The following is a 22,558-nucleotide window of genomic DNA, read 5'->3' on the forward strand; positions in this document are numbered from 1 at the left end:
CGTAGATTTGTATCTAGCTCCTCTTATTTTTAACGTTGAACCAAACAATAATGGCTTATTCTTAGGTTTGATGTTTCTCTGTATTGTGATTCACAAACTACTAAATGACAATCAAAAAAGTAACAAGGAATAAATTATAATAGTAAGGAGAGTCTGTATGGAAAATGAACAGTTAAAAGTTTTTGATGACAACAAAAACCATATCGGTGTTGCTACTCGTGAGGAGGTACACCGAATAGGCTACTGGCATGAAGTGTTTCATTGTTGGTTCGTTAGCAAGGAAGGGGATACAGATTATCTTTTGCTTCAACTTCGGAGTGAAATGAAAAAAGACTATCCAAATCTTTTTGATATCACTGCAGCTGGACATTTACTTGCAAGTGAAACGGTTCAAGATGGAGTGAGAGAGATTAAAGAAGAGTTAGGTGTGAATGTGTCTTTTAATGAACTGGTTCCTCTAGGAGTCATTAACTATCATGAAACGAAAGGGAATTTTATAGATAAAGAAATAGCAAATGTATTTTTATTGAAGCGTAATTTAGCTTTTGAAGACTTTACGCTTCAAGATGAAGAAGTTGCAGGAATTGTGAAAGTGAAATTTAAGGATTTTGCTGATCTATGGCTTAGTGATAGAGAGGCTATTAACATTAAGGGATTTAAACTGAATAAGGATGGAACGACATGTTTAATTGATGAATACATAGGTAGAGATCAATTCGTATCTCATCCATTGTCGTTTTATCAAACGATTGTTCAAAAGATAAGAGTAAATCTTTAGAGATACGACCTGGTCAGGTAATGAGCGATGGTAAAAGTCGGTGAGAAGCTTGGTATGAAAATGGAAGCAAGATTAAGGAAGTGTCGCTATTATAATGGTGAATATTATGACTCAATTCGGATGGGTTTACTGCGTGAGGAATGGGAAGATCCAACTGATTAGTTATGTGAGGAGGTTATTTCATGAACTTTTTTCACGAAAATGAGAAGAAATTAGTGAAATCTTTAATCTATGGGCTTATTGCAGGAGTGTATTACAGTATTCTATATGTTAATAGAACGAAGGAGATCATTAACGGGAATACCCATACCTTTCATGAGGCTACTATATTTGAATACATAATAGAGATTTTGAGAACATCCGTAACGATATCGATTACAACTTTTATTATTGTAATGGTATATCTATATGTTCAACAGAATCAAAGGAAACTAAATTAGATTTTAGTAGGTGATAAATGATGATGAATCCAGAAATCTATTTGAGTGAACCTAATCCCCAATGGCAGAATCAATTTGCTTATCAGAAAAAAAGAATTATCAATGCTATTGGTAAAGAAATAATTGGAATTGAACATATCGGTAGCACCTCAATACCTAGATTAATGGCTAAACCAATCATTGATCTAATGTTCGGTATCAAGGATGTAGATGATGTAGCTAAGCTTATTGCTCCATTAGCTGAGTTTGAATATGTACCAAAACTAGAATTAGTAGGCAGGTACTTTTTTAGAAAAGGAGAATCTAAGTATGCGTTCGATAGATCTATATATACACTGAAGAAAGAACCCTTTATTAAAGAAATAATTGAAAAAGCAAAAAATGTCCTAAGCTAGACCGTATTTAATGAGGAGGGATTGGGATGACAGTAAGCTTTGTAGATATTTTACTACTCGGAGTACCGACAATACTAGTGATTGTTGGCATCTATTGGAATATGAAGGATGCTTTTTTCACCTTTTCTGAGAATAATAATAAGAGACTAGATCAACTTCAACAGCAGAATGCTGAAATATTGAAGGAGTTAGATGTATTAAGAAAAAAGCTTGAAGAAACAACTACTAAATAAGACATTAACAAAAAGAGGTGCACAATTTGATCTTACATACAACGATAAATGGTGAAGGGGAACCGCTAGTGCTTATTCATTCTGGTGGGATGACAGGACATACGGAATATGAAGAGCAAAGTGATTATTTTGCTGCTAATAATTATAAAGTCATTCGGCCTGATTTGAGAGGGCATGGGAAGTCTAACGGAAGGATTGAAAATTACTTTAGTCATTGTGCAGATGATATTCATGACACATTAGATTCGCTAAACCTTGAAGAATGTCATATTGCCGGTGTTTCAATAGGTGGAATCGTTGCATTACTTTTCGCTAAGAATTATCCAGAAAAGGTGAAATCCCTCAGTTTTTCGGGTATCTATCCAATTGAACCAGATAATTGGAATGAGCTTTCTAGAGAAGAGGCTGAAAGATATGAACAGTTATTTAATAACATGGAAGCAGTAGACTATCTAAGTGAAATTCATGGGGGAAATGATTGGAAGTCATTGCTTCATTCCTTTTGCGAAGACGACTTTTATCCTTTTCACGAAACAGGTGATGTATCGATGATCACCATTCCAACATTATGTATCGTAGGTGAAAAAGAGAACGTAGAGGTTTCGGCTGCCATCACATATAAACAGTTAAACCCTGCGTTTCATATCGCTATTATTCCATTTGCCGGACACCTAGTTCATAGAGAGCAACCAGAATTATATTCACACACATTAGAAGCATTTCTGAAAAATCAACAAATTGAAAGTGAGGAGAATTAGTATGGAGGTTCCTTGGGGGTCAATCATTTATCAGATATTTTCCTTTGCGGTTATCCTTTTTTTCATTATTTTTATAGGGATTGCAATAAAAAGATTCCTTAATAAACCAAGCCAAAGCACTGTTCAAAATGATCAGCTTGAGAAGAAGCTAGATAGAATTATAGAGTTGTTGGAGAAGGACAAGAAATAGCTGTAATGCTTTTGTTAAAAAATGTTAAAATGCTTTGCGCGAGAAGCTGAACCTGTGCTAAACTAAAAATATTAAAGTAGAAGGGAAGATGGGTGGCTAATGTATAACTAATCTAACTTTTGAGAAATTTGAAATTTTTTTATATTTCAAGTCTAACGAAATTGGATTAGTCTGCCCATTTCCTTTATATGAATCACTAGATTATTATCATACTAGTTCTTATTTAGTGATCTTTAGGTGCGGCTAATCCTTCCAAGTGAATTGGGAGGATTTTTTTGTTCTCCCTTTTAAAGAGAGGGATTGATGGATTGAAGGAATTATTAAAGTTAATAAAAGTGGGCTATGAAGTGGAAAATGTTAACATTTTTGCCGAGGTCGAAGCAAGTATACAACAGCGGGATGTGATCGGGATTATTGGCAAAAATGGTGCTGGGAAATCGACGCTTCTACAGTTATTGAACAATGATCTCATGCCAACAGCTGGACAAATAAAATGGTTTGACCAGAATTTAAGGATTACGATCGTCGAGCAGGAGATTGAAGAGTATACTAGCTCTCGAAATCAACCTATGGAGAAGAAGCTCTTAGATAAGTGGAGGGTACCTAATCATCATTTTTCGCAATTAAGTGGTGGTGAAAGATTAAAGGCGAGACTTGCCAAAGGTTTTTCAATGGAGGCAGATCTTTTACTTTTAGATGAGCCAACCAACCATCTTGATAATCAAAGTACTGAATTGCTCAAACATCAAATTGAAGCATACAAAGGAACGATTGTCTTTGTCTCGCATGATCGTTATTTCTTAGATGCTGTTGCAACGAAAATCTGGTCAATTGAAGACACTAAATTAATTGAACATAAAGGGAATTATTCTAGCTATATGGACGCTAGGAAACAGAAGAAATTGACAGAGCAACGTGAATACGAAAAGCAACAAAAAATGATTGAACAGATTAAGGGGCAAATGAGTGAGCTTGAGTCTTGGTCACAAAAAGCCCATAGCCAATCGACGAAAAAGGAAGGGTTTAAAGAACATTATCGTGTAAAAGCGAAGCGTATGGACGCACAGATCAAATCAAAACAAAAGCGTCTAGAAATGGAGCTTAAAAAAGCAAAAGCTGAACGACCTGAACTAGATCATGAGGTGTATTTTTCATTGAACGCGAACGCTAAGGTTGGAAAACGTTTTTTAGAAGTGAAAAACGTAAGAAAAGCTTTTGGTGACAGAACACTGTTTGAAAATGTGAATTTCACGATCCAACATGGTGAAAAGATAGCAATTATTGGACCGAATGGGTCAGGAAAGACGACATTCTTGAAACTTATTATGGCGGAGGAAACGACAGAAGGAGAAGTTTGGCTATCGCCCTCAGCGAAAGTCGGTTATCTAACACAAGAAGTCTTTGATTTACCACTTGAGCAAACACCGGAGCAATTGTTTTATACTGGAGCATTTGAAAAAAGAGGGAAGATTCAAACACTGATGAAGCATTTAGGATTTAGTGCTTCTCAATGGACGGAACCTATTAAGAATATGAGTATGGGCGAGCGGGTGAAGTGTAAACTAATGGGATATATTATTGAAAATAAAGATGTACTCATTTTAGATGAGCCAACGAACCACCTTGATTTACCATCGCGTGAGCAGCTTGAGAATACGTTAGCTGAATATTCTGGTACGCTACTCATTGTCTCACATGATCGTTATTTTCTTGATAAGACAACAACTAGCAAGCTTGTGCTCGTAAATGGAAGCGTCCAAAAGCAATGGAAAGAACCATTAGAAGAATTAGAACATTATGATGAAGTACTGCTTACTCTTGAGACAGAAAGACAAGAAGTGTTAGGGAAGCTCAGTTATATGACAGTAGATGATAAGGAATACTGTGGTCTTGATAAGCGTTTTAAAGACTTAACCAAGCAGATTAATGAATTGAAGTAGCGTTTTTGATGCGTTCTTTGCAGTTATAGCAGAGACGCATTTCTTATTTCCATTTTAAGGAATAGGTGCTAAGATCGTTATAGGAGAGCTTTTCGAGAGAGGGGGAAAGATCGATGATTAAAGCAGCTATATTTGATTTAGATGGAACTTTATTGAATAGAGATGAATCGGTCAAACAGTTTATCTGCAATCAGTATGATCGATTGATTGATTTTCTAGGACATATTGAAAAAGCTACATACGTTAACCGTTTTATCGAACTTGATATGCGAGGATATGTCTGGAAGGATAGAGTCTATCAGCAACTAGTTGAAGAATATAGTATTAATGGCATCACTCCGGAACAACTACTAGAGGATTATAAGAAAGAGTTTAAGAATTACTGCATTCCTTTTCCTCACTTAACTGAGATGCTAGTTACTTTAAAAGAAAACAATCTTCTTCTAGGTATGATTACAAATGGATATGGTCAGTTTCAAATGGACAATATCAACGCTTTGGCTATTAAAGAGTACTTTAATGTAATCCTAATATCTGAATGGGAAGGAATAAAAAAACCAGACCAGGAGATTTTTAATAGAGCGATACAATCATTAGGTGTAGAACCGGGGGAATGTGTCTTTGTAGGAGATCATCCAGAGAACGATATCCGAGCAGCTAAAAAGGTTGGGATGATTGGGATTTGGAAGAAGAATTTCCAATGGGAACATGTCGCTTCAGATTACACCATAGAAGATTTGGCTGAACTACGTGTAATTGTTAAACAACATAAGGTTTAATGCGAGCTACTATACTATCCGCGGGTGATAAAAATGTTTTTGAAAAGAATAACACTTTTACAAGAAAAGGTCCCTTCCACTAACCGGTTTCCTTTTTCGATTCCATCGATAAAAAACCTTGATGAAATTCAATTAGAAAAAAATGTAACCTTCTTTGTCGGAGAAAATGGTTCTGGTAAATCAACCTTGTTAGAAGCGATTGCAGACAAATGTGAGTTCAATACTGCTGGTGGTGGACGAAATAATTTGTATGATGTCCATAAGTCGGAATCGGTGCTAGGTGACTATATCAGACTTTCATGGTTACCGAAAGTATCAAATGGCTTTTTTTTACGTGCTGAATCTTTTTATAATTTTGCCACGCATATTGATGAACTTGATCCGTCTATTTTAAGTGCGTACGGCGGGCGTTCTTTACATGAACAATCACATGGGGAATCATTTCTCTCACTATTTCTCCATCGCTTCAAAGGTGAGGCAATCTATCTTTTGGACGAGCCAGAGGCGGCCTTGTCACCAGCTAGACAATTAACCTTCCTAAAAATCATTCATGACTTAGCATCTACAGGGAATGCTCAGTTTGTTATCGCAACACATTCTCCCATTCTACTCGGATATCCAGAAGCAGATATACTAAGCTTTGATGATGATCGGATCTCAAAGATTGACTATGAAATGACAGAGCATTATCAAATAACAAGTTATTTTTTGCAAAATCGTCAAAGGTTTTTGTCTGAATTGTTTCGAGATGATGATGAATAGGTATAAGATTAACAATCATAATCGATTTTTACTAGATCTTAACGAAGTCGTTAAAAATGACTTCGTTTTTGATTTGAGCTACTTTCCTTATAGATAATGAAAAAGATTGACCAAGCAAGAACCTTCATTTAAAATTGAAATTGATAATCATTATCAGTGTAAGGAGTAATATATAATTAGAGAGAGAATGAGCAATCAGGTAAATAAGTAATCTATCGTTCTTGTCATAATAGAATATGATAATTTCTAAAGGTTACCCTAATTGTTTTATGGGGTGGGATATGAGAACAATTGGTAGCAAGAATGTACTTAAGATCTTAAAAAAGAATTTCAAAATTATTAGTATCTTTTTCAGTTTAACTTTCATGAAAGAGATTCTTGAATTAAGTGGTTTGAATGTTAGCAACACAATTTATGAGCCAACTATAAGGCTCTTATCTTTCTTGATCATTGTTTATATCTTCTATCATTATCTAAAACGATTAGCTGAAATTAAAGAAAAGTTGAGATTTAATGAGTCATTCGGCAATAGTGTGCTTGAAAATATGGAAGATGGCATTACAATCTATGATAAACAGGGACAAGTCCTTTATTCAAATGAAGCTGCTCGGACATTTGGCATTTCAGAAATAAAGGATCCGCTCGAGCAATGTAGTGAGGTGTATGGATTATACTACCCTAATTGGACATCGCATCTATTAAAGGAAGATCTACCAATTTCAAAAATTCTACATGGAGAATCTGTCTATAATCAGGAAGTTTGGGTGATGCCAAAGGGGAAGCCATTACGGGTTTTATTATTTAATGGAAAACCAGTACAACTTTCTTCACATGACACTGTCCTATACTTAATGATGGCCCAGGATGCGACACAGCGTAGATGGACTGAACAGAGGTTAGCTGTTAGTGAGCAAAGATTTAAATCCCTATTCAAGCATAATCCAGATATGGTGTTTTGGATTGATGTAAATGGACGCTTCTTAGGTGCGAACGCTGTTGCAGAAACAATAATCGGGTACGAAGAGAGAGAACTTCTTCAAAAATCGTATAGAGATGTAATGGCTGATGATGAGGTTGACCAAGTAATCAAGCAATTTAAACAAACAATTAAAGGAGAACCACAGACTTTCGAATCACGAATAATGAATAGTGAGAAGGATGTTCTGGAAGTGAATGTAACGGTTATGCCAATTACAGTTGATCAAAACATTGTTGGTGTTTATGCAGTTGTAAAGGATATCACCGAGCGAAAAAAGACTGATGAAATGGTCCAATACTTAGCCTATCACGATACATTGACTGGTCTAGCTAATCGGCGATTATTTTATAATGAATTGAGTGAAGCCTTTTCGGCAGCGAAACAACATGATCATATAGTAGGTCTAATGTTTCTTGATTTAGACCGTTTTAAATTTATTAATGATACATTGGGTCATGACATTGGTGATCTATTACTAGTAGCTGTAGCAAGAAGATTGGAAGGTTGTATAAGCAGTTTGGATACGATTTCTCGACTTGGTGGCGATGAATTTACGTTTATTCTACCAAATAGTACGAGAGAGAAGACAGCCAAAGTAGCAAAGAAAATTTCAGAGGTGTTATCACAAGTCTTTATCATTGAAGGACAAGAGGTATACATAACAGCTAGCATTGGGATTAGCATCTATCCATCAGACGGGGGAAATATAGAAACGTTAATTAAGCATGCTGATACGGCGATGTACGCTGCTAAGGACAGTGGAAAAGACAATTTCAGATTCTATACTCCTAGCATGAATGAAGTTTTCTCTCGTCATATGCTGCTAGAAAAGGGGCTTCGTGAGGCATTAAAGAACAACGAATTGGAGCTTTATTATCAACCGAAAATACATATTATCACAGGTCAAGTCGTCGGTTTCGAGGCGTTAATTCGTTGGAATCATCCATATTTGGGACTCGTTTCACCGGCAGAATTCATACCTTTAGCAGAAGAGACAGGATTAATCATTCCAATAGGTAAGTGGGTACTGAGATCGGCATGTTTACAAGCGAGGATTTGGCAGCAACAAGGGTATTCATTTGTCAAAATGGCTGTAAATTTATCGGTGGTCCAATTTCAAGATGAGGGATTGATTAGTGAGATTATTCGTGTTTTAGCAGAGACGGGTCTTGCTCATGATAGTTTGGAACTAGAAATTACTGAAGGGATTTCAATCGACGATAATCAATCGTTCCTTGCAAAGTTAATAGAGTTAAAGGCATTAGGTATTCGGATTTCAATAGATGATTTCGGAAAAGGATATAGTTCGCTCAGTTATTTACAGAAACTACCTATTGATACATTAAAGATTGATAAATCATTTATTCAAGGAATGACAAGCGAAAAAGGAATAGATTTAGTTGAAGCGATCTTAACAATAGGACATCAACTTAATCTCACTATCGTTGCAGAGGGTGTAGAGGAACCCTCTCAGTTAGAGATGTTGAGAAGGTTAGGTTGTGATGAATTACAGGGATACTTATTTAGTAAGCCAATCCCAGCAGAAGCGGTCGAAGAGAAGCTAATTGAGCTTGGTCAAATAAAGTATCTAGAGCACCATTAATTATATAGGCATTCCTGCAACTGAGTGCAGGGATGTTTTTTTGTTATCCTCCAAAAGGAAATTAATGTTAAAATAATTATAGATGTTGTTGTATAAGCTGGTGTTCTAAAGAGAGAACAAACAAACTACTGGGGGCTCTTATATGAATGAAACCTATCAATTTAATAATACAATTCGCACAGAAAAAGAACTCCGATCTCTGATTGGATTTCCTAGTGAGTTAGTGAAAAATAAGGCGATTACCTATTTAGATGAAAACTGTCGAGAGTTCATCTCGAAATCACCATTTGTGCTTCTCTCTACTTCTGATCAAAATGGTCATTGCGATGTTTCTCCAAGAGGTGACAAGTCTGGCTTTGTTCAAGTCTTAAGTGAAAAGCAGTTAGTTATCCCTGAAAGACCAGGAAATAAGCGAATAGACTCGATGAGGAATATTATAACAAATCCTAAGGTAGGTCTTCTTTTTCTAATACCAGGATTAGGTGAGACGTTACGAGTGAACGGTAAAGCAACACTGGTAACTGATGACTTGCTCCTTGAGAGAATGAAGGTTAACGGGAAAAAACCGCTCTTAGCTATTGGGGTAGAAGTCGAGGAATGCTTCATTCATTGTGCCAAGGCTTTCAAACGTTCGCACCTGTGGGAGCCGGATTCATGGATGGACCGAGAATTATTACCGTCGGCTGCACAAATCGTATTTGCTCATGCCAAGTTACCAAATACGAGTGTTGAAAGTATTCAAGCAAGACTTGAAGAAAGCTATTCTAAGAGACTTTATTAGTGTGTAGAGACTAGAAGAAGATCATCTAGGGAACGAAAGGTTGAAAAACAGTATCAATGGCAGAAGAAAAAGAATTAAAACGAAGCCTACTGCTGACCACATTCCAATATCACCGAACTGATTTGTGTTTGTTCCCAAATCAGCAAGTGGTGAAAGGGAACCCACTACTATCATGGAGCAGAAAAGAAAAGCAGATAGCAGGGTTAATAAAACAATACTGGATTTTGAATCATTATTTTTCATAAGATATCTCTCCTTTATTTCTATTACATATACCAATAAAATACCATTTTTTGGATAATGCGTTAAACGTTTTATTTCGATCTTAATAACATTATTTAGTATTTAGAGTGTAACAAAAGCTGAAGGAAAGGTGTTGAATATATGGTCAACGTTCAATTAGTGCCTCATTGCGACGATTTTTGCGAGCGGATTTACGACCTGTCCTCGGACCCACCAGTTAAAGATGCATTAGGACTTCCAGACGGAACGATTGAAAGTACGAAACAATTTATTAAGTCTATGATTTTAGAAGAAGCTGAGGGCAAGACAGTGTCACGAGTAATTCTTGATGAAAATAGCAAAGTAATAGGAATTACTACGTTAATGTTTATTGATCATGTCACTAAATCTTGTCATATTGGTTCATGGATCGGACACCAGTATTGGGGAAGAGGATACAACCTGGCTTCGAAAATAGCTATATTACGGATCGCTTTTAATGAATTAAATTTAAATTATGTATTTGCAGGTGCAAGGAAGTCGAATATTCGTTCACAAAAGGCCCAAGAAAAACTTCCATTTATCAGACTGAATGTTGAGACTAAGTTTCCTATAGAACATGGCAAACTTGAATATAAAGAAAGACAACCATGTGTGTTAAATGCTTTTTATAGGGATGATTTTGTTCATTTTCTCAACAGTAAGGAACCTGAAGGGGCTTATAATGAAAAAATGGGGTAAATATATAGTACTAGCGATTTGGATGTTTCTATTTAGCTATATTGGTGAGGTACTAGAAGTCCCGAAAGATAGGTATTATTTAATATTTGGCTTTCCTATTCTCCTTGGAGGAGGATTTCTTATTTTTTATTTGTTTGAAAAAGAACGTATTAGATAAAACTATTTGTTTTGGTGATTTCTAAGCAGTAAAAAAAATGTATTGACTTAATTTTCCTATCTGTTAAATTTAAACTATATTGCATAACAAGTTAGTTGGTGTTATGCATTTTCTTCGCTTAACTATATTGCATAACAAGTTAGTTTGGTCCTTAAGGAGTGAAGTAAGTGTCTTCAAGTCAAATGTTAAAAGGAATATTAGATGGCTGCATTCTTTCAATCATTGCAAAAGGGGAAACCTATGGATATGAAATGATGGAAAAGTTAAATTCATATGGATTTTCAATGGTCAGTGAAGGAAGTATTTATCCGTTGCTACTTCGTATGAAGAAGGAAGGGCTTGTGGAAACAAGTCAAAAGAAGCTCCCCTCGGGTGGTCCTGTCAGAAAATATTATTCATTGACAGAGGAAGGAATGAAGGAGTTAGAGGAATTCAAGAAAAGATGGGGAACGATTTCAAACAGTGTCGATCTTTTATTAAGAGAGGAAGGTTAATCATGAGATTATCAAAACAAAGTAGTGAGTTTTTAGGTAATTTAAGAGTGTATTTATTTTCGAGTGGTAAAAATGAAGGAGAGATCGAAGAAATTGTTGCTGAATTGGAAGACCATTTATATGAAGCAGAGAAACAAGGAAAAAATATAGAGGATATTACAGGGAAAACACCAAAAGAATATATGAAAAACATAGCGAATGAAATGAAATTTGATTTAACAGGGTGGTTAAAATATATTCCGATTCTGATTCTAGGAGTGTATTCTTATCATTTGTTAGGTGACGCTCTGAATGGTGGGGTGAAATACTCATTATTAGAACTAATTGGGGATAGTGTAATCCTGATCATATTTTTGCTACTTACGATAATCACCTTTAAATACGTTGCCAGTACAAAAATTTCAAAAACAAACGAATATTTGTTGTTTGCATTACTTGGTTTCACCCCATTAGTTTTATTTGTTGGCTTACTCTTATTCGATAGGTCATTTGAAACGCCGACAATCCATTTCAATCAGGCGGGGAATGTAGCAACCATCATTGTAACAATAATGGTGTTTATCGGAATATCAGTTTGGAGTAAAACATGGATTTCCATCATTCTTCCGTTGATTTTGTTCGTACCGGAAATTCTTATCAACACAACTAATTTATCAGAGGAAAGAAGGCTTATTTTAACAAGTATTGCTACCCCACTTCTATTCTTGATTTACTTTCTTATCGTATTGAAAATGGAGAAAAGAAAAGAGCAGAATGTCTAGATTGCTGACTTTGGGAATTGAGGGAGGAGTGGCGTTAGCGTTAATTTCTATATGTGCTTTCATCCTGTCAGGTTGTCTAAATCAAGGTGATACGATGACACTACTGGATGAGAAGATAACAATGGTTGAGATCTCACTGTCAAATGGGGATGGTGCCGTTAATGAGGACATCCTCATTTCAATAGAAGATAAGGAATCCATAGAAAGAATTAGGCAGATTATCCAAACTTCAGTTAGTCAAAAACGAGATATTAACAATCAACCTGACTATGATATCGTTGTCTCATACGGTGATGAATTTCCTAAGCATGCAATCCATTTGTGGTTAGGTAATGAAGATGAAGAAAGTGTCTTAACTTATTTAACTGGGGAAGGAGAATCCTACACTTCTTCATCTCAAGCTACCAATCAACTAAGAGAATTGATTCACAAAGAAAATTAAAGTGTAGTGATGAGTGCATATCGTGGTGAATGTACTCTTTGATAAATGTTACGAGGATGCTAAACTTTTTACCAGCCTTTTAATTAACTAATAATTATCATATAATAGTAGATATCTTAATCTATATAATAAATTTAGTTCACTATCATATCGTTTAAATAGGCAAGAAAAGATGTGATTAGAGTCATGCTGCATCTTTTTTACAAATTTTAAAGGAAAAGGTTGATAAAAATGAACAGCGTAGATACTAAAACAGACGTCATTTTAATTGGCGCCGGAATTATGAGTGCAACTTTAGGGACAATCTTGAAAGAACTAGTACCAGAATGGAAAATCACTATGTTTGAGAAGCTCGCAAAAGCGGGTGAGGAAAGCTCTAACGAATGGAATAATGCTGGAACAGGTCATGCCGCATTATGTGAGCTAAACTATACGACTGAAAAATCAGATGGATCAATAGACATTAGTAAAGCGATTACAGTTAATGAGAATTTTCAGATCTCTATGCAATTTTGGTCTTTCCTTGTAAATCGCAAGCTGATCGATAATCCAAAGGACTTTATTATGCCGATGCCTCATATTAGTTTAGTCCAGGGTGAACAGAATGTAAATTTCTTAAAGAAACGTTTTAAAGCGTTATCAAATAATCCATTATTCGCTGGGATGGAATTCTCTGATGATCCTGAAAAGCTGAAGGAATGGCTTCCGTTAGTTATGAAGGATCGAACTTCAAAGGATCCAATTGCCGCTACCAAAATTGACACGGGTACGGATGTTAACTTTGGTGCATTAACTCGAATGCTATTTGAGCACCTAGAGAGTGAGAATGTTGATATTCACTATAAGCATAGTGTAAATGATATTAAACGAACGAGCGATGGTTTATGGGAAGTCAAGGTACGTAATGAACAGAGCGGTGCGATTGAAAATCATACAGCTAAGTTCGTCTTTATCGGCGGTGGAGGAGGTAGTCTACACCTACTGCAGAAGTCTGGTATTCCTGAAAGAAAGCATATTGGAGGCTTCCCAGTAAGTGGACTATTTATGGTCTGTAATAATCCGGATGTTATCAAACTGCATCATGCAAAAGTGTACGGCAAAGCAAAAGTTGGTGCTCCGCCAATGTCTGTTCCGCATCTGGATACGAGATATATTGACGATAAAAAGTCACTACTGTTTGGACCGTTTGCTGGCTTTACACCGAAATTCTTAAAAACAGGGTCAATGTTCGATTTAGTAACTTCTGTTAAGCCTTATAATATTCTAACAATGCTGGCTGCAGGTGCAAAAGAGATGTCATTGACAAAATACCTTATTCAGCAAGTTATGTTATCGAAAGAACAGCGTATGGAAGAGCTACGCGAATTTATTCCTAATGCCAAAACTGAGGAATGGGATCTAGTCGTTGCAGGTCAACGCGTACAGGTAATTAAAGACACTGAAACTGGCGGCAAGGGAACACTGCAATTTGGGACAGAAGTGATTACCGGTGAGGATGGATCAATTGCAGCATTACTGGGTGCCTCTCCAGGTGCTTCTACAGCAGCAAATGTTATGCTTGAGATCATTAACAAATGTTTCCCGCAGCATATGAAAGAATGGGAACCTAAAATCAAAGAAATGATTCCCTCTTATGGCTTGGCTTTAATGGATAATCCAGAGCTTTTGAATGAGGTCCATTCTTCAACTGCCAAGACACTTCGGTTACGTGAAAAAGAGTCGGTTTTAAATTAAGTTAAGATGAGTTCCGTTATTAAAAATTTCTAAACATGCGATGCGATTGCTCACAAAAGGGTGATCGCATTTTTATGATGGTTTTAGTTTGCCTACTAAGACATGCTACTTGGATGAAGAAGGGACTTAAACGATGCTATTTAAAAATGGTGATATTACTGTTCGAAAATTAGAAGTTAGCGATAAATATCTGCTTGCTAAATGGCTTTCAGATCCAACTATTCTTGAGTTCTATGAAGGCAGAGATCAGCAGTTTGATTTAGATAAGGTAACTCGAGTATTTTATACCCTTGAAGAGGAAGAAGTGAAATGTATTGTAGAATATCAGGAGCGAGCAATAGGCTATATTCAATTCTATCAATTAGATGATCTCACGAAAGAAGAATATGGATATGGGAAAGAAAATATGTATGGTATAGACCAATTCATAGGTGAAGCGGAGTGCTGGAATAAAGGGATTGGAACATTACTTGTTACATCAATGGCGGCATTCTTAAGTGAACGTATGGAAGCAAACAAAATAGTAGTTGACCCTCAATCGACGAACCTGAGAGCAATCGCTTGCTATGAGAAATGTGGTTTTAAGAAAGTGAAGTTCCTCCCAAAACGTGAGCTCCATGAAGGGGAGTATCGAGATTGTTGGTTAATGGTGTATCAGTCAGTATAAAGGACAAAAGCGATTTAACTATTAGAAAATCGAAACAAATAGTTGGCGGACGTGGTTAGGCTATAATAAATCAGTTGAGTCTGTTTTACTAATCTTATAAGCAAGCAAATAAATAAGTATGTAAATAGGAAATGAGTACAGATGGCTCCAGTGAATAGGATTGTATAGACCAATCCATATAAAAATAGGTTCTCCAATAAAGGACGCGATGACTGAGAATGAAAAAGCTTTTATGAAAGGATTCATTCTTGGTTTGAATTGTAACCAAATCATAATTGAGACAGGGACGACAGAGATATCCCATGGCATGAAGGAAGGAATTGTAGGGATTAGCATTGCTTTGTATTCCCATAAACCAAATGCAATTCCTAAAAAATCAAACCAACTTGCAACAATAACGGCAAAAGCTCCTGAAAGCAGCAGTCTTGCCTCACTTCCACGTTTTCGAATAATAAACCAAACAACCCAAGGAGCAACGGCTAAAAATAATAAAACCCAAAACTCCCAATGCCATAACGTATGTTCCCTCCAATAAGAAAAATGCTCCATTTGAACAGTAGTAAATTCGTTCATTATATCCTTCATATCATCACTCTTTACTTGAATAATTATATAAAAATAGTCTTTCCAAAAATAGATAACTTAATCTTAATTTAAAATAAATGTATAAGTTGTCTAAGAAACATTCTTGAATACAAAGAGGCTGGGACATAACTAAAGTATCTAACTGAAATATCGAACAAAGCAATCACGTAGCAGATGAAAGATACGTAGACTCCTGCGGGATGCAAAAGAGGCCACTGAAAAAGGTGTGATTTTCACCTTTTTTCAGTGGCCTTTAAGCAATGAGCGTAACCGTTGCATTGTCTTAAGCCTGCTATGAGTGGGTTTCTCATAGCAGGCGTGCAACGTGTGGAGCCATTGCTGCTTCCTCGAATCTGCTAAAAGTGACTTTTTCAGGTGGCTTCATGCAAAAGCCGAAGGTGAGACCCCGCGGTGCTGAGGCACGAGGAGGCTCAACGGCTTCCCGCGGAAAGCGAAGTATATTTCAGGAGCGGTTTACTTCCGCCAACTATCATTGTTCGGATTTTCCTTTAGATAAATCACTTTTGTCTGAGCCTTTTTGTTTAGACTGAGTAAACCTATAGTTATTTTTGATAAAGAGTTCTTGAATACCATACCCCTGTAATACCAACTAGAATAAATAAAATGGCTCTTACGACAATTGAAACTTGGACTAAATCGATAAAGAACAGCTTAAATATCGTTACACCTATTAAAATCACACCAAGAATTCGAACCCATCTCCATGAAAACTTACGTCCAGCTGTAGTTGAAGCAAAGGCGAAAAATAGAAGAACAAAAGAGTGAATGAAATAGACGTAATCTGAACTGATGTTGAACTGTGCTGAGATTCCGAATGTCCATTTATTCACAAAAAGAAAGATAATTATTTGCATACTAATAATGATACTTCCGAATTTATCTAATAATTTCTTTTCCAATATAGTGAACTTCTTCTTCCAAACTAAATGTGTAAAGTAAATTAATGTAGCTAGAAATATTAATTCAATCAATAGCATTGCGATGAATTCTAGATGCGATCCATAAAGATAGGGCACAAGTAAGAAAGCAGGAATCATTAATAGAATAACGGCAAAGCCGACGTAGCTCATGTATTTACCATGAGACCAAAGGTAGGCCTTATAGAAACTTAAGACTAGCAAAAACAAACCAAACAATTGCAAGTGAAGAGCCATCGCATAGGTTACATCTACGTATGAAACAAGTTCTTGAAGGATCATCCCAAAATAAATCAAAAATAACAGCTGACCAACAGTGAGACTTATATCCATTGTTTTGATACGTAATGAAAAGTGTTTAGGTAAATAGCGATAACCTGCGACATATAAGACCATAAGTGACGTTAGAAAGCTAATCCATAACATATGCTCAAACGAAAAAAACTCATAGACTGGCTGTGAGGTAACAATGAATAAGCTAGTTAGTAGATAGATCAAACCACTTGTGCAGATCATTCTTACATTTTTAAATTGAAAAGCCAGCCATAAACCGAGGGTACTTTCGAGCACTAACAGAAGAGTATACATTCTCTGCTCAACAAAATTAAACGAAAGCAGGAATACTCCTACAGCAAAAACACTAATCGCGGACAATACACTTTGCAAAGAAGTCCTATCTTGTTTGTAGGAATGTAGTGCCAGTCCAATGTATATGATGGCTAATCCACCATACATATAAGGTTCATAACTATTATTAAATAATTTCAGCCATCCGATTCCGAATAAGAAATTGGTATATAGAAGTACTTCTGAAAACACTTGAACAGATACCTTATTCCTCACAAACATAAGAAGTAAGAATAAGTGTTGAATAAGCACAGTTAGAGCGATAATTGTCTCTTGATTGTTTACAGTGGCGTTTAAGAAAGTGAATAATGTTATATGAAATAGCCCAAAAATCACATAAAACGTATATTTGTGATTTTCACGAAGCGAAAGGTAAAATAGTGCTAAAAATAAGCTCAGTATATATATGCAAAAAAACAATGTACTCGGACTCGTGCTCTCTAATAGAAATGGAATTAAGAAGGCACCAAAGGCACAAAAAACAGCTAGGGTTTCTGACTTTAGTTTGTGGGACAAGAAAATACCTATAACGACAAATACTAGATTAATAATTAGAGCAAACGGCACTCCGAAAAACTGATAAAGTGAATGTGCAGCGAAAGTAGTGACCATGCCAAGAGCAACCATTCCTCCAATTAAGCTAAGTCCCAAAGCATGCCGGCTATTTATGTATTGCTTATACCCCAACCAAGCGAGTAATACGGTCCCACTGTAGCCTAGAATGACACGAATTGGATTCGTTATAAAACCGTTATCCATTCCGATCTTCAGTCCCCATAATAAACCGATCAGAAGAATGATCATAAACACACGGGGCATCCATTGGATTAATACTTTCTCTAGATCTAATGTAGGTTCTAAAGACTTTTGCATCGGTTTAACCGGATTAGGAGCAGTTGCTTTTGACTCTATATTACTAGGTAGAGGTGTTGCCTTTCTTTCTATATTGCTAGGCGTATTTCGTTTCCATGTATCGTAATTTTTCTGTGAATAGAAAGGTTTTTCCCTAAAGGAGTTCCTATTTGTCTGCTCCTTTAGTGCTTTAACCTCAGACTCTAATTTCTGCACACGTTCCTCAAGTAGTTGGTATTTATCATCCATCGACAATCATCCTTTCAATTACTTACATTTCTACAAAAAACTTTCAAATCCTTTCAATCTGTTTACTTTGATCCTTTTTAAATCATTAAAGAACCGATGAGAAACTCAGAAGAAATTTGTAAATTCATATTTGACAATAATAGGTTACAGTTGTAAACTCAACATGAGTGGTTACAACTGTAACCTTGAATAGGAGGGTGTATGTGACGAAGTTGATTTCTAAAATAACTGACTCAGAAGTTGAGGTATTACGTGTGTTATGGGCAGTAGGAGAGGCTCTTCCGATGGCAGAGATTCGCAAAACACTTTTGCAAACAAGTAAATGGGAAACGTCTACAATCAAAACACTCCTTCGAAGACTGTGTGAAAAAGGTGTTGTCAAGGCGAAGAAAAAAGAGGTCTACTACTATCAACCGCTTGTGACGGAAAAAGAATACAATGATTATACGACACAAAGCTTGATCGATCGTCTGTACTCTGGAAGTGCGAAAAGCCTTGTTGCTTCATTGCTTGGAAGTAAAAAACTAAATCAAGACGATATAGAAGAATTACGTGATCTCTTCAAGGTAGAAGGTGATAGCAATGAGTGAAGTGTTGAAAATGGTATTGTCTCTTTCTCTAGCGGGAAGTATTTTGGCTCTCATTTTATTTGCACTTAAACCTTTTGTTAAACACAGGCTTTCTAAAACGATTCAATATTACCTTTGGCTTGTTATTCTAATCAGACTTGTTTTTCCATTTTCATTTGAAAACAGTATGATGAATGACTTATTTTACAATGATAATCGAGCTGTTGAGCAGAATAAGCAAGTGACTGTAACACTAGCTGATAATGAAGGCATTGAAGAAACCCATGCCTCTGTAAAGGTTAATGGTAATGAAATAAGTAATGCCCTCTCTAATGGTGAAGCTAATTCGACTGAAGGTCTTGGAACTGTAATGAAATTTTCTCTGAGTTATCTTTGGCTAGCAGGGGTTATTGTTGTCCTCTCGATTAATCTGTTTGGATACATGAAATTTAAGTTCTATCTAAACCGTGGGAATCAACCGGCCGCGAGGGAAGAGGAACAAATGTTAAATGAAATAGTCAAACGGCGAATTAGACTCAAGCGGAATCGTTTTATCGGAACGCCAATGCTTGTCGGAATCTTTCGTCCGATGATCATTATCCCGGACATCCCTTTCACAGACAAACAGTTAAGAAACGTTTTGCTCCATGAAGTGACTCATTTCAAACGTTTTGATGTTGGAGTGAAATGGCTAATCATGATTGTGACATCAATTCATTGGTTCAACCCATTGATGTATATAGTTAGAAAGGAAATAAATCGTGCTTGTGAATTAGCTTGTGATGAAGCGGTTATTAAGCATTTAAATCCATCTGAAAAACAAGAATACGGTGAAACATTATTAGCGGTTGTTGCTGAAAATAACGTTCCCGTTGGAACCTTACAAGCGACGCTGTCAGAAGAAAAAAAGACGTTAAAAGAAAGATTACTAGCGATTATGAATCATAGAAAAAAATCAAAAACGGTCATTATTGGTTCAGTTCTCTTGTTTAGTATTATTACTTTGACTGGTGCTTATTTAGGGGCAGGTATAGGAATGGGTCAAAACGGGCCAGCACCCATTTATATTAGTGCTGAAGGTGAGCCGATCAAGGAGGCGTTAATTGGAAGTTATTCTTGGGACAATGTGATAGTGAATTCAGACCACCCTATTCAGTTTAACTATCAATTTGACAATGCTCTTAGTGTGACGGGTAATCAACAGCTTAACCTTAGCACGCAAAAAATGAAAAATGATAAACAATATGATTTCACAGTAAAAAAATTGGAAGTTTATAAAAATGGTGAATTAGTTGAAGGAGAAAACAAGGCAGAATCTCCTTTGGAAGGATATGGGGATGTCTATATTAACGCACCAGCAGCGTCAGGAGAATATATTTATTCATTGATTCTAGACTACCCTGATAAAGGAACCGTAAGTTATGGCTTTAAAGTAAGAGTGGATATGATGACATATGATCTTACGGAGATCTCAAAACATAAAACCCCTTATATAGGTGCTAATGGCAAAGTGTCTTCACTTGCTCAAAATCTACCAGTGCCAGATTCTTATTTTCAGCAGCGATTTATATCAATGGAAACAGATCAAACACCGTATAAGCTAACTGTTTACTATGAACCAGCGTCAAATCGTGATTATAATAAATCCTGGCCGATCACTGTGAAAGACTCGGTCCTTGAAGCAAATTCACGATCTAATGCACTTGTCTTGTTCTCGATGATTGATAATTTAGATGAAGTAACATTAGCATACCGAATCTCGCAATCGAATGGACAGCTTGATGAAGCTCAATATGACACGACGTTTACGTTTGTAAGAAAGGAATTTGAGGACATATACGGAGGTCTTGGAACTCTTCGTGATGATTTAGAGATTCTCGAACATATTTTAACAGGTAAATAATAGAAAAGGACTCATGAGTAGCGCTCATGAGTCCTTTTGGTTTTCTGAATTATGGCATAGGTAAAGTGTCTATTGAAGAAGCTTGCGCATCTCAGATAGTTTTTTATTAGCCTTTTCATAATCCATTTCTATATTTGTTAGAAAATAAAGAGTTGGGTCATGCTTTGATTGTTTTTTTAGTAAATAAGTAATATTTGGTCTCTCATGTTTGATGACAGCCATTACCTCAGAAGTAGGTAAATTGATGGATTTCACTTTGACACGTAAGAAATTTTTTAAATAATTCTTATAAGGAATAAAGGCCTTTGAGCTGTCAGGATAGTCATGAAGTAGCTTATCTAACTTATTTAAAGCTGCTTTTAACTCGGGTTCTTGGTGTTTCACGAAAGTTCCTCCTCCTAATTTAATGTGCCTAATTAATTCATCACAATGAAAAGGAGTAATGTTAAGTAGGCAACTGGCTGGCATAGATGTACTCGTTAGCCCCTATAGCTTTGCGTCCTTACCTTTAAGTAAGTTTGCCTTTGTCACTCTTGATTATAGAAATCATTTGAGCAAAAGTAAATGAGGGTAATTAATGGAATTTATGGGTGGAACTAATGCTTTAACAATAATATAAAGGTTTTCGAAAAGAATTGAGATTATTGAAAGGATTATGAACAAGGTTCAAAAAGTGAGACGGTCATGAAATTTCGTAGTAATATAGTATATGACCATTTTGAACTGTGACAAATGACCTGTTGTTCATGTTCTAATATGATAGATTTTAACAACAAAGAAATGAGAGGGAAGATATGAAGAAAAAAACATTTATCGTTTTAGGGATCGTTGCAATTATTGGTATAGGTGGCTATGGATTCGTTGGTAACTATTTTTTCAATTTCGCATTAAATGCTAAGGCAGAGAAGGAGTTCCTTCAAGGGAATCCACACTTAGCCGAGAGTGAAGCGGTTTTGGGCTCGGTTGCAGAGGAAGCAGAGCTAGCTGACGAACTTTTCAAGAAGGAACATGAGCCAACTCAATTGAGTATTGTATCGACAGACGAGCATAAATTAAACTTAAATGCTTATCTCTATGAAAATGAGTCAGCCGATCATAAATGGGCAGTTGTTGTTCATGGGTACACAGGTAATGCCCTTTCAATGGCGAGATATAGTCGTAATTTCTACGAAAGAGGCTATAATGTGTTAGCTCCTGATCTTCGTGGACATGGCGAGAGTGAAGGCGACTACATTGGAATGGGGTGGCATGACAGAAAGGATTTACTTCTATGGATTGATCAAATTCTAGAAAAGGATCCACAAGCAGAGATTGCTTTGTTTGGTATTTCAATGGGGGGGGCAACCGTAATGATGACTTCAGGCGAAGAGGACTTGCCTTCAAATGTAAAAGTCATCGTCGAGGATTGTGGCTATACTTCTGTTAGTGATGTATTTACCTATCAGCTTGATGATCTATTTAGTTTGCCTCCATTTCCGGTTCTGAATGCTGCCAACACAGTCACTAAAATCCGTGCAGGATATGATTTATTTGAAGCATCTGCAATCGACCAAGTTGCTAAGAGTCAAACGCCAATGTTGTTTATCCATGGTGAGGCCGATACTTTTGTTCCATATGAGATGTTAGATAAGGTCTACGCTGCAGCAAATGTCGAGAAAGACAAACTGATTATTCCAGGTGCAGGTCATGGTGAGGCAGAAAAGGTTGATCCAATTACCTATTGGAACAGTGTTTGGGGATTTGTTGAAACGTATATTAACTAAAAGAATTAAGTAACACCTACAGAAATTAATTAAGGCCCATAAAAGAGGTTTAGGTTTACCTTTTTCATGGGCCTTAATTTATCTATAGGGGTCCCTCTATCAGTAATTTAAGTATCCATATAAAGGATAAAGTTGTAAAATGAAGAAAATGGTAGTAGTTATACATATAGAATAACTTCATTAATAGACTGTTTTAGATTTTATCGTAAAGGGAGT

At 36.2% G+C, this 22,558-nt stretch carries 25 protein-coding genes, 1 pseudogene and 1 riboswitch; of the genes and pseudogenes, 22 read left to right on the forward strand and 4 right to left on the reverse strand.

Annotated features, from left to right (window positions below; translation table 11 throughout):
* The first annotated feature begins 157 nt into the window (after positions 1-157).
* The 12 genes and pseudogenes from J7W16_RS10415 to J7W16_RS10470 all read left to right on the forward strand — a co-directional run bounded on the left by J7W16_RS10415 (position 158) and on the right by J7W16_RS10470 (position 9,638).
* Positions 158-778 (forward strand): NUDIX hydrolase, encoded by a 621-nt coding sequence (locus J7W16_RS10415; protein ID WP_210597256.1) that lies wholly within the window; start codon positions 158-160, stop codon positions 776-778.
* A 4-nt stretch (positions 779-782) separates the two neighbouring features.
* Positions 783-940 (forward strand): annotated as a pseudogene (locus J7W16_RS10420) (GNAT family N-acetyltransferase); the annotation flags it as partial.
* A 20-nt stretch (positions 941-960) separates the two neighbouring features.
* Positions 961-1,218 (forward strand): hypothetical protein, encoded by a 258-nt coding sequence (locus tag J7W16_RS10425; RefSeq protein WP_210597257.1) that lies wholly within the window; start codon positions 961-963, stop codon positions 1,216-1,218.
* A gap of 20 nt (positions 1,219-1,238) precedes the next feature.
* Complete coding sequence (locus J7W16_RS10430) at positions 1,239-1,613, forward strand: GrpB family protein (RefSeq protein ID WP_210597258.1); 375 nt, start codon at positions 1,239-1,241, stop codon at positions 1,611-1,613.
* A 26-nt stretch (positions 1,614-1,639) separates the two neighbouring features.
* Positions 1,640-1,846 (forward strand): hypothetical protein, encoded by a 207-nt coding sequence (locus J7W16_RS10435; protein ID WP_210597259.1) that lies wholly within the window; start codon positions 1,640-1,642, stop codon positions 1,844-1,846.
* 26 nt (positions 1,847-1,872) lie between these two features.
* Positions 1,873-2,604: an alpha/beta fold hydrolase gene (locus J7W16_RS10440; RefSeq protein WP_210597260.1), complete on the forward strand. Its 732-nt coding sequence runs from the start codon at positions 1,873-1,875 to the stop codon at positions 2,602-2,604.
* 1 nt (position 2,605) lies between these two features.
* The gene (locus J7W16_RS10445) at positions 2,606-2,794 is read left to right on the forward strand and encodes a DUF4083 family protein (RefSeq protein WP_210597261.1); all 189 of its coding nucleotides are present in this window, start codon (positions 2,606-2,608) and stop codon (positions 2,792-2,794) included.
* Between the two features lie 308 nt (positions 2,795-3,102).
* A complete protein-coding gene (gene abc-f / locus J7W16_RS10450) occupies positions 3,103-4,734 on the forward strand; it encodes a ribosomal protection-like ABC-F family protein (RefSeq protein WP_210597628.1) in 1,632 nt (543 codons plus the stop codon).
* 113 nt (positions 4,735-4,847) lie between these two features.
* Positions 4,848-5,513, forward strand: a complete 666-nt coding sequence (locus J7W16_RS10455; protein WP_210597262.1) for an HAD family hydrolase — start codon at positions 4,848-4,850, stop codon at positions 5,511-5,513.
* Positions 5,514-5,546: 33 nt separating this feature from the next.
* On the forward strand, positions 5,547-6,275 hold the full coding sequence (locus tag J7W16_RS10460; RefSeq protein ID WP_210597263.1) for an AAA family ATPase: 729 nt from the start codon (positions 5,547-5,549) through the stop codon (positions 6,273-6,275).
* 281 nt (positions 6,276-6,556) lie between these two features.
* On the forward strand, positions 6,557-8,857 hold the full coding sequence (locus J7W16_RS10465) for a sensor domain-containing protein (RefSeq protein WP_210597264.1): 2,301 nt from the start codon (positions 6,557-6,559) through the stop codon (positions 8,855-8,857).
* 142 nt (positions 8,858-8,999) lie between these two features.
* Positions 9,000-9,638 carry a pyridoxamine 5'-phosphate oxidase family protein gene (locus J7W16_RS10470; protein ID WP_210597265.1) on the forward strand — a complete coding sequence of 213 codons (639 nt, stop codon included), beginning with the start codon at positions 9,000-9,002 and terminating at the stop codon, positions 9,636-9,638.
* A 21-nt stretch (positions 9,639-9,659) separates the two neighbouring features.
* Here the strand turns inward: J7W16_RS10470 and J7W16_RS10475 are convergent, their stop codons facing one another.
* The gene (locus J7W16_RS10475; RefSeq protein WP_210597266.1) at positions 9,660-9,881 is read right to left on the reverse strand and encodes a DUF5391 family protein; all 222 of its coding nucleotides are present in this window, start codon (positions 9,879-9,881) and stop codon (positions 9,660-9,662) included.
* Between the two features lie 141 nt (positions 9,882-10,022).
* Between J7W16_RS10475 and J7W16_RS10480 the strand changes: the two genes are divergently transcribed.
* The 7 genes from J7W16_RS10480 to J7W16_RS10510 all read left to right on the forward strand — a co-directional run bounded on the left by J7W16_RS10480 (position 10,023) and on the right by J7W16_RS10510 (position 14,856).
* Positions 10,023-10,601, forward strand: coding sequence for a GNAT family N-acetyltransferase (locus J7W16_RS10480; RefSeq protein ID WP_210597267.1), 579 nt, complete (start codon positions 10,023-10,025; stop codon positions 10,599-10,601).
* Entirely contained in the window at positions 10,585-10,758 is a 174-nt protein-coding gene (locus J7W16_RS10485; protein ID WP_210597268.1) for a hypothetical protein, read from the forward strand. Before J7W16_RS10480 ends, J7W16_RS10485 begins: the two co-directional genes overlap by 17 nt.
* A gap of 167 nt (positions 10,759-10,925) precedes the next feature.
* On the forward strand, positions 10,926-11,252 hold the full coding sequence (locus J7W16_RS10490; RefSeq protein WP_210597269.1) for a PadR family transcriptional regulator: 327 nt from the start codon (positions 10,926-10,928) through the stop codon (positions 11,250-11,252).
* Between the two features lie 2 nt (positions 11,253-11,254).
* Positions 11,255-12,013: an HAAS domain-containing protein gene (locus J7W16_RS10495; protein WP_210597270.1), complete on the forward strand. Its 759-nt coding sequence runs from the start codon at positions 11,255-11,257 to the stop codon at positions 12,011-12,013.
* Entirely contained in the window at positions 12,006-12,455 is a 450-nt protein-coding gene (locus J7W16_RS10500) for a YhfM domain-containing protein (RefSeq protein ID WP_210597271.1), read from the forward strand. The genes J7W16_RS10495 and J7W16_RS10500 overlap by 8 nt, the downstream gene beginning before the upstream one ends.
* A 231-nt stretch (positions 12,456-12,686) precedes the next feature.
* On the forward strand, positions 12,687-14,189 hold the full coding sequence (locus J7W16_RS10505; RefSeq protein ID WP_210597272.1) for a malate:quinone oxidoreductase: 1,503 nt from the start codon (positions 12,687-12,689) through the stop codon (positions 14,187-14,189).
* Between the two features lie 133 nt (positions 14,190-14,322).
* On the forward strand, positions 14,323-14,856 hold the full coding sequence (locus J7W16_RS10510) for a GNAT family N-acetyltransferase (protein ID WP_210597273.1): 534 nt from the start codon (positions 14,323-14,325) through the stop codon (positions 14,854-14,856).
* A gap of 60 nt (positions 14,857-14,916) precedes the next feature.
* On the opposite strand, the gene J7W16_RS10515 is transcribed toward J7W16_RS10510, so the two are convergent.
* Both J7W16_RS10515 and J7W16_RS10520 read right to left on the reverse strand, forming a co-directional pair.
* Positions 14,917-15,441: a CBO0543 family protein gene (locus tag J7W16_RS10515; RefSeq protein ID WP_210597274.1), complete on the reverse strand. Its 525-nt coding sequence runs from the start codon at positions 15,439-15,441 to the stop codon at positions 14,917-14,919.
* Positions 15,442-16,004: 563 nt separating this feature from the next.
* A complete protein-coding gene (locus tag J7W16_RS10520) occupies positions 16,005-18,107 on the reverse strand; it encodes a DUF2339 domain-containing protein (protein ID WP_210597275.1) in 2,103 nt (700 codons plus the stop codon).
* 203 nt (positions 18,108-18,310) lie between these two features.
* Between J7W16_RS10520 and J7W16_RS10525 the strand changes: the two genes are divergently transcribed.
* Together J7W16_RS10525 and J7W16_RS10530 are read left to right on the forward strand one after the other, a co-directional pair.
* Complete coding sequence (locus J7W16_RS10525; protein ID WP_210597276.1) at positions 18,311-18,697, forward strand: BlaI/MecI/CopY family transcriptional regulator; 387 nt, start codon at positions 18,311-18,313, stop codon at positions 18,695-18,697.
* Positions 18,690-20,579, forward strand: coding sequence for a M56 family metallopeptidase (locus J7W16_RS10530; protein WP_210597277.1), 1,890 nt, complete (start codon positions 18,690-18,692; stop codon positions 20,577-20,579). Before J7W16_RS10525 ends, J7W16_RS10530 begins: the two co-directional genes overlap by 8 nt.
* 69 nt (positions 20,580-20,648) lie before the next feature.
* Here the strand turns inward: J7W16_RS10530 and J7W16_RS10535 are convergent, their stop codons facing one another.
* Positions 20,649-20,963: a hypothetical protein gene (locus J7W16_RS10535; RefSeq protein WP_210597278.1), complete on the reverse strand. Its 315-nt coding sequence runs from the start codon at positions 20,961-20,963 to the stop codon at positions 20,649-20,651.
* Positions 20,964-21,028: 65 nt separating this feature from the next.
* Positions 21,029-21,112: riboswitch (cyclic di-GMP riboswitch) on the reverse strand.
* 261 nt (positions 21,113-21,373) lie between these two features.
* Between J7W16_RS10535 and J7W16_RS10540 the strand changes: the two genes are divergently transcribed.
* The gene (locus J7W16_RS10540) at positions 21,374-22,342 is read left to right on the forward strand and encodes an alpha/beta hydrolase (RefSeq protein ID WP_210597279.1); all 969 of its coding nucleotides are present in this window, start codon (positions 21,374-21,376) and stop codon (positions 22,340-22,342) included.
* Positions 22,343-22,558: the final 216 nt, after the last annotated feature.

Origin of the sequence: Halalkalibacter suaedae (assembly GCF_017939705.1) — a bacterium.
Classification (GTDB): Bacteria; Bacillota; Bacilli; order Bacillales; family Bacillaceae_D; genus Halalkalibacter; species Halalkalibacter suaedae.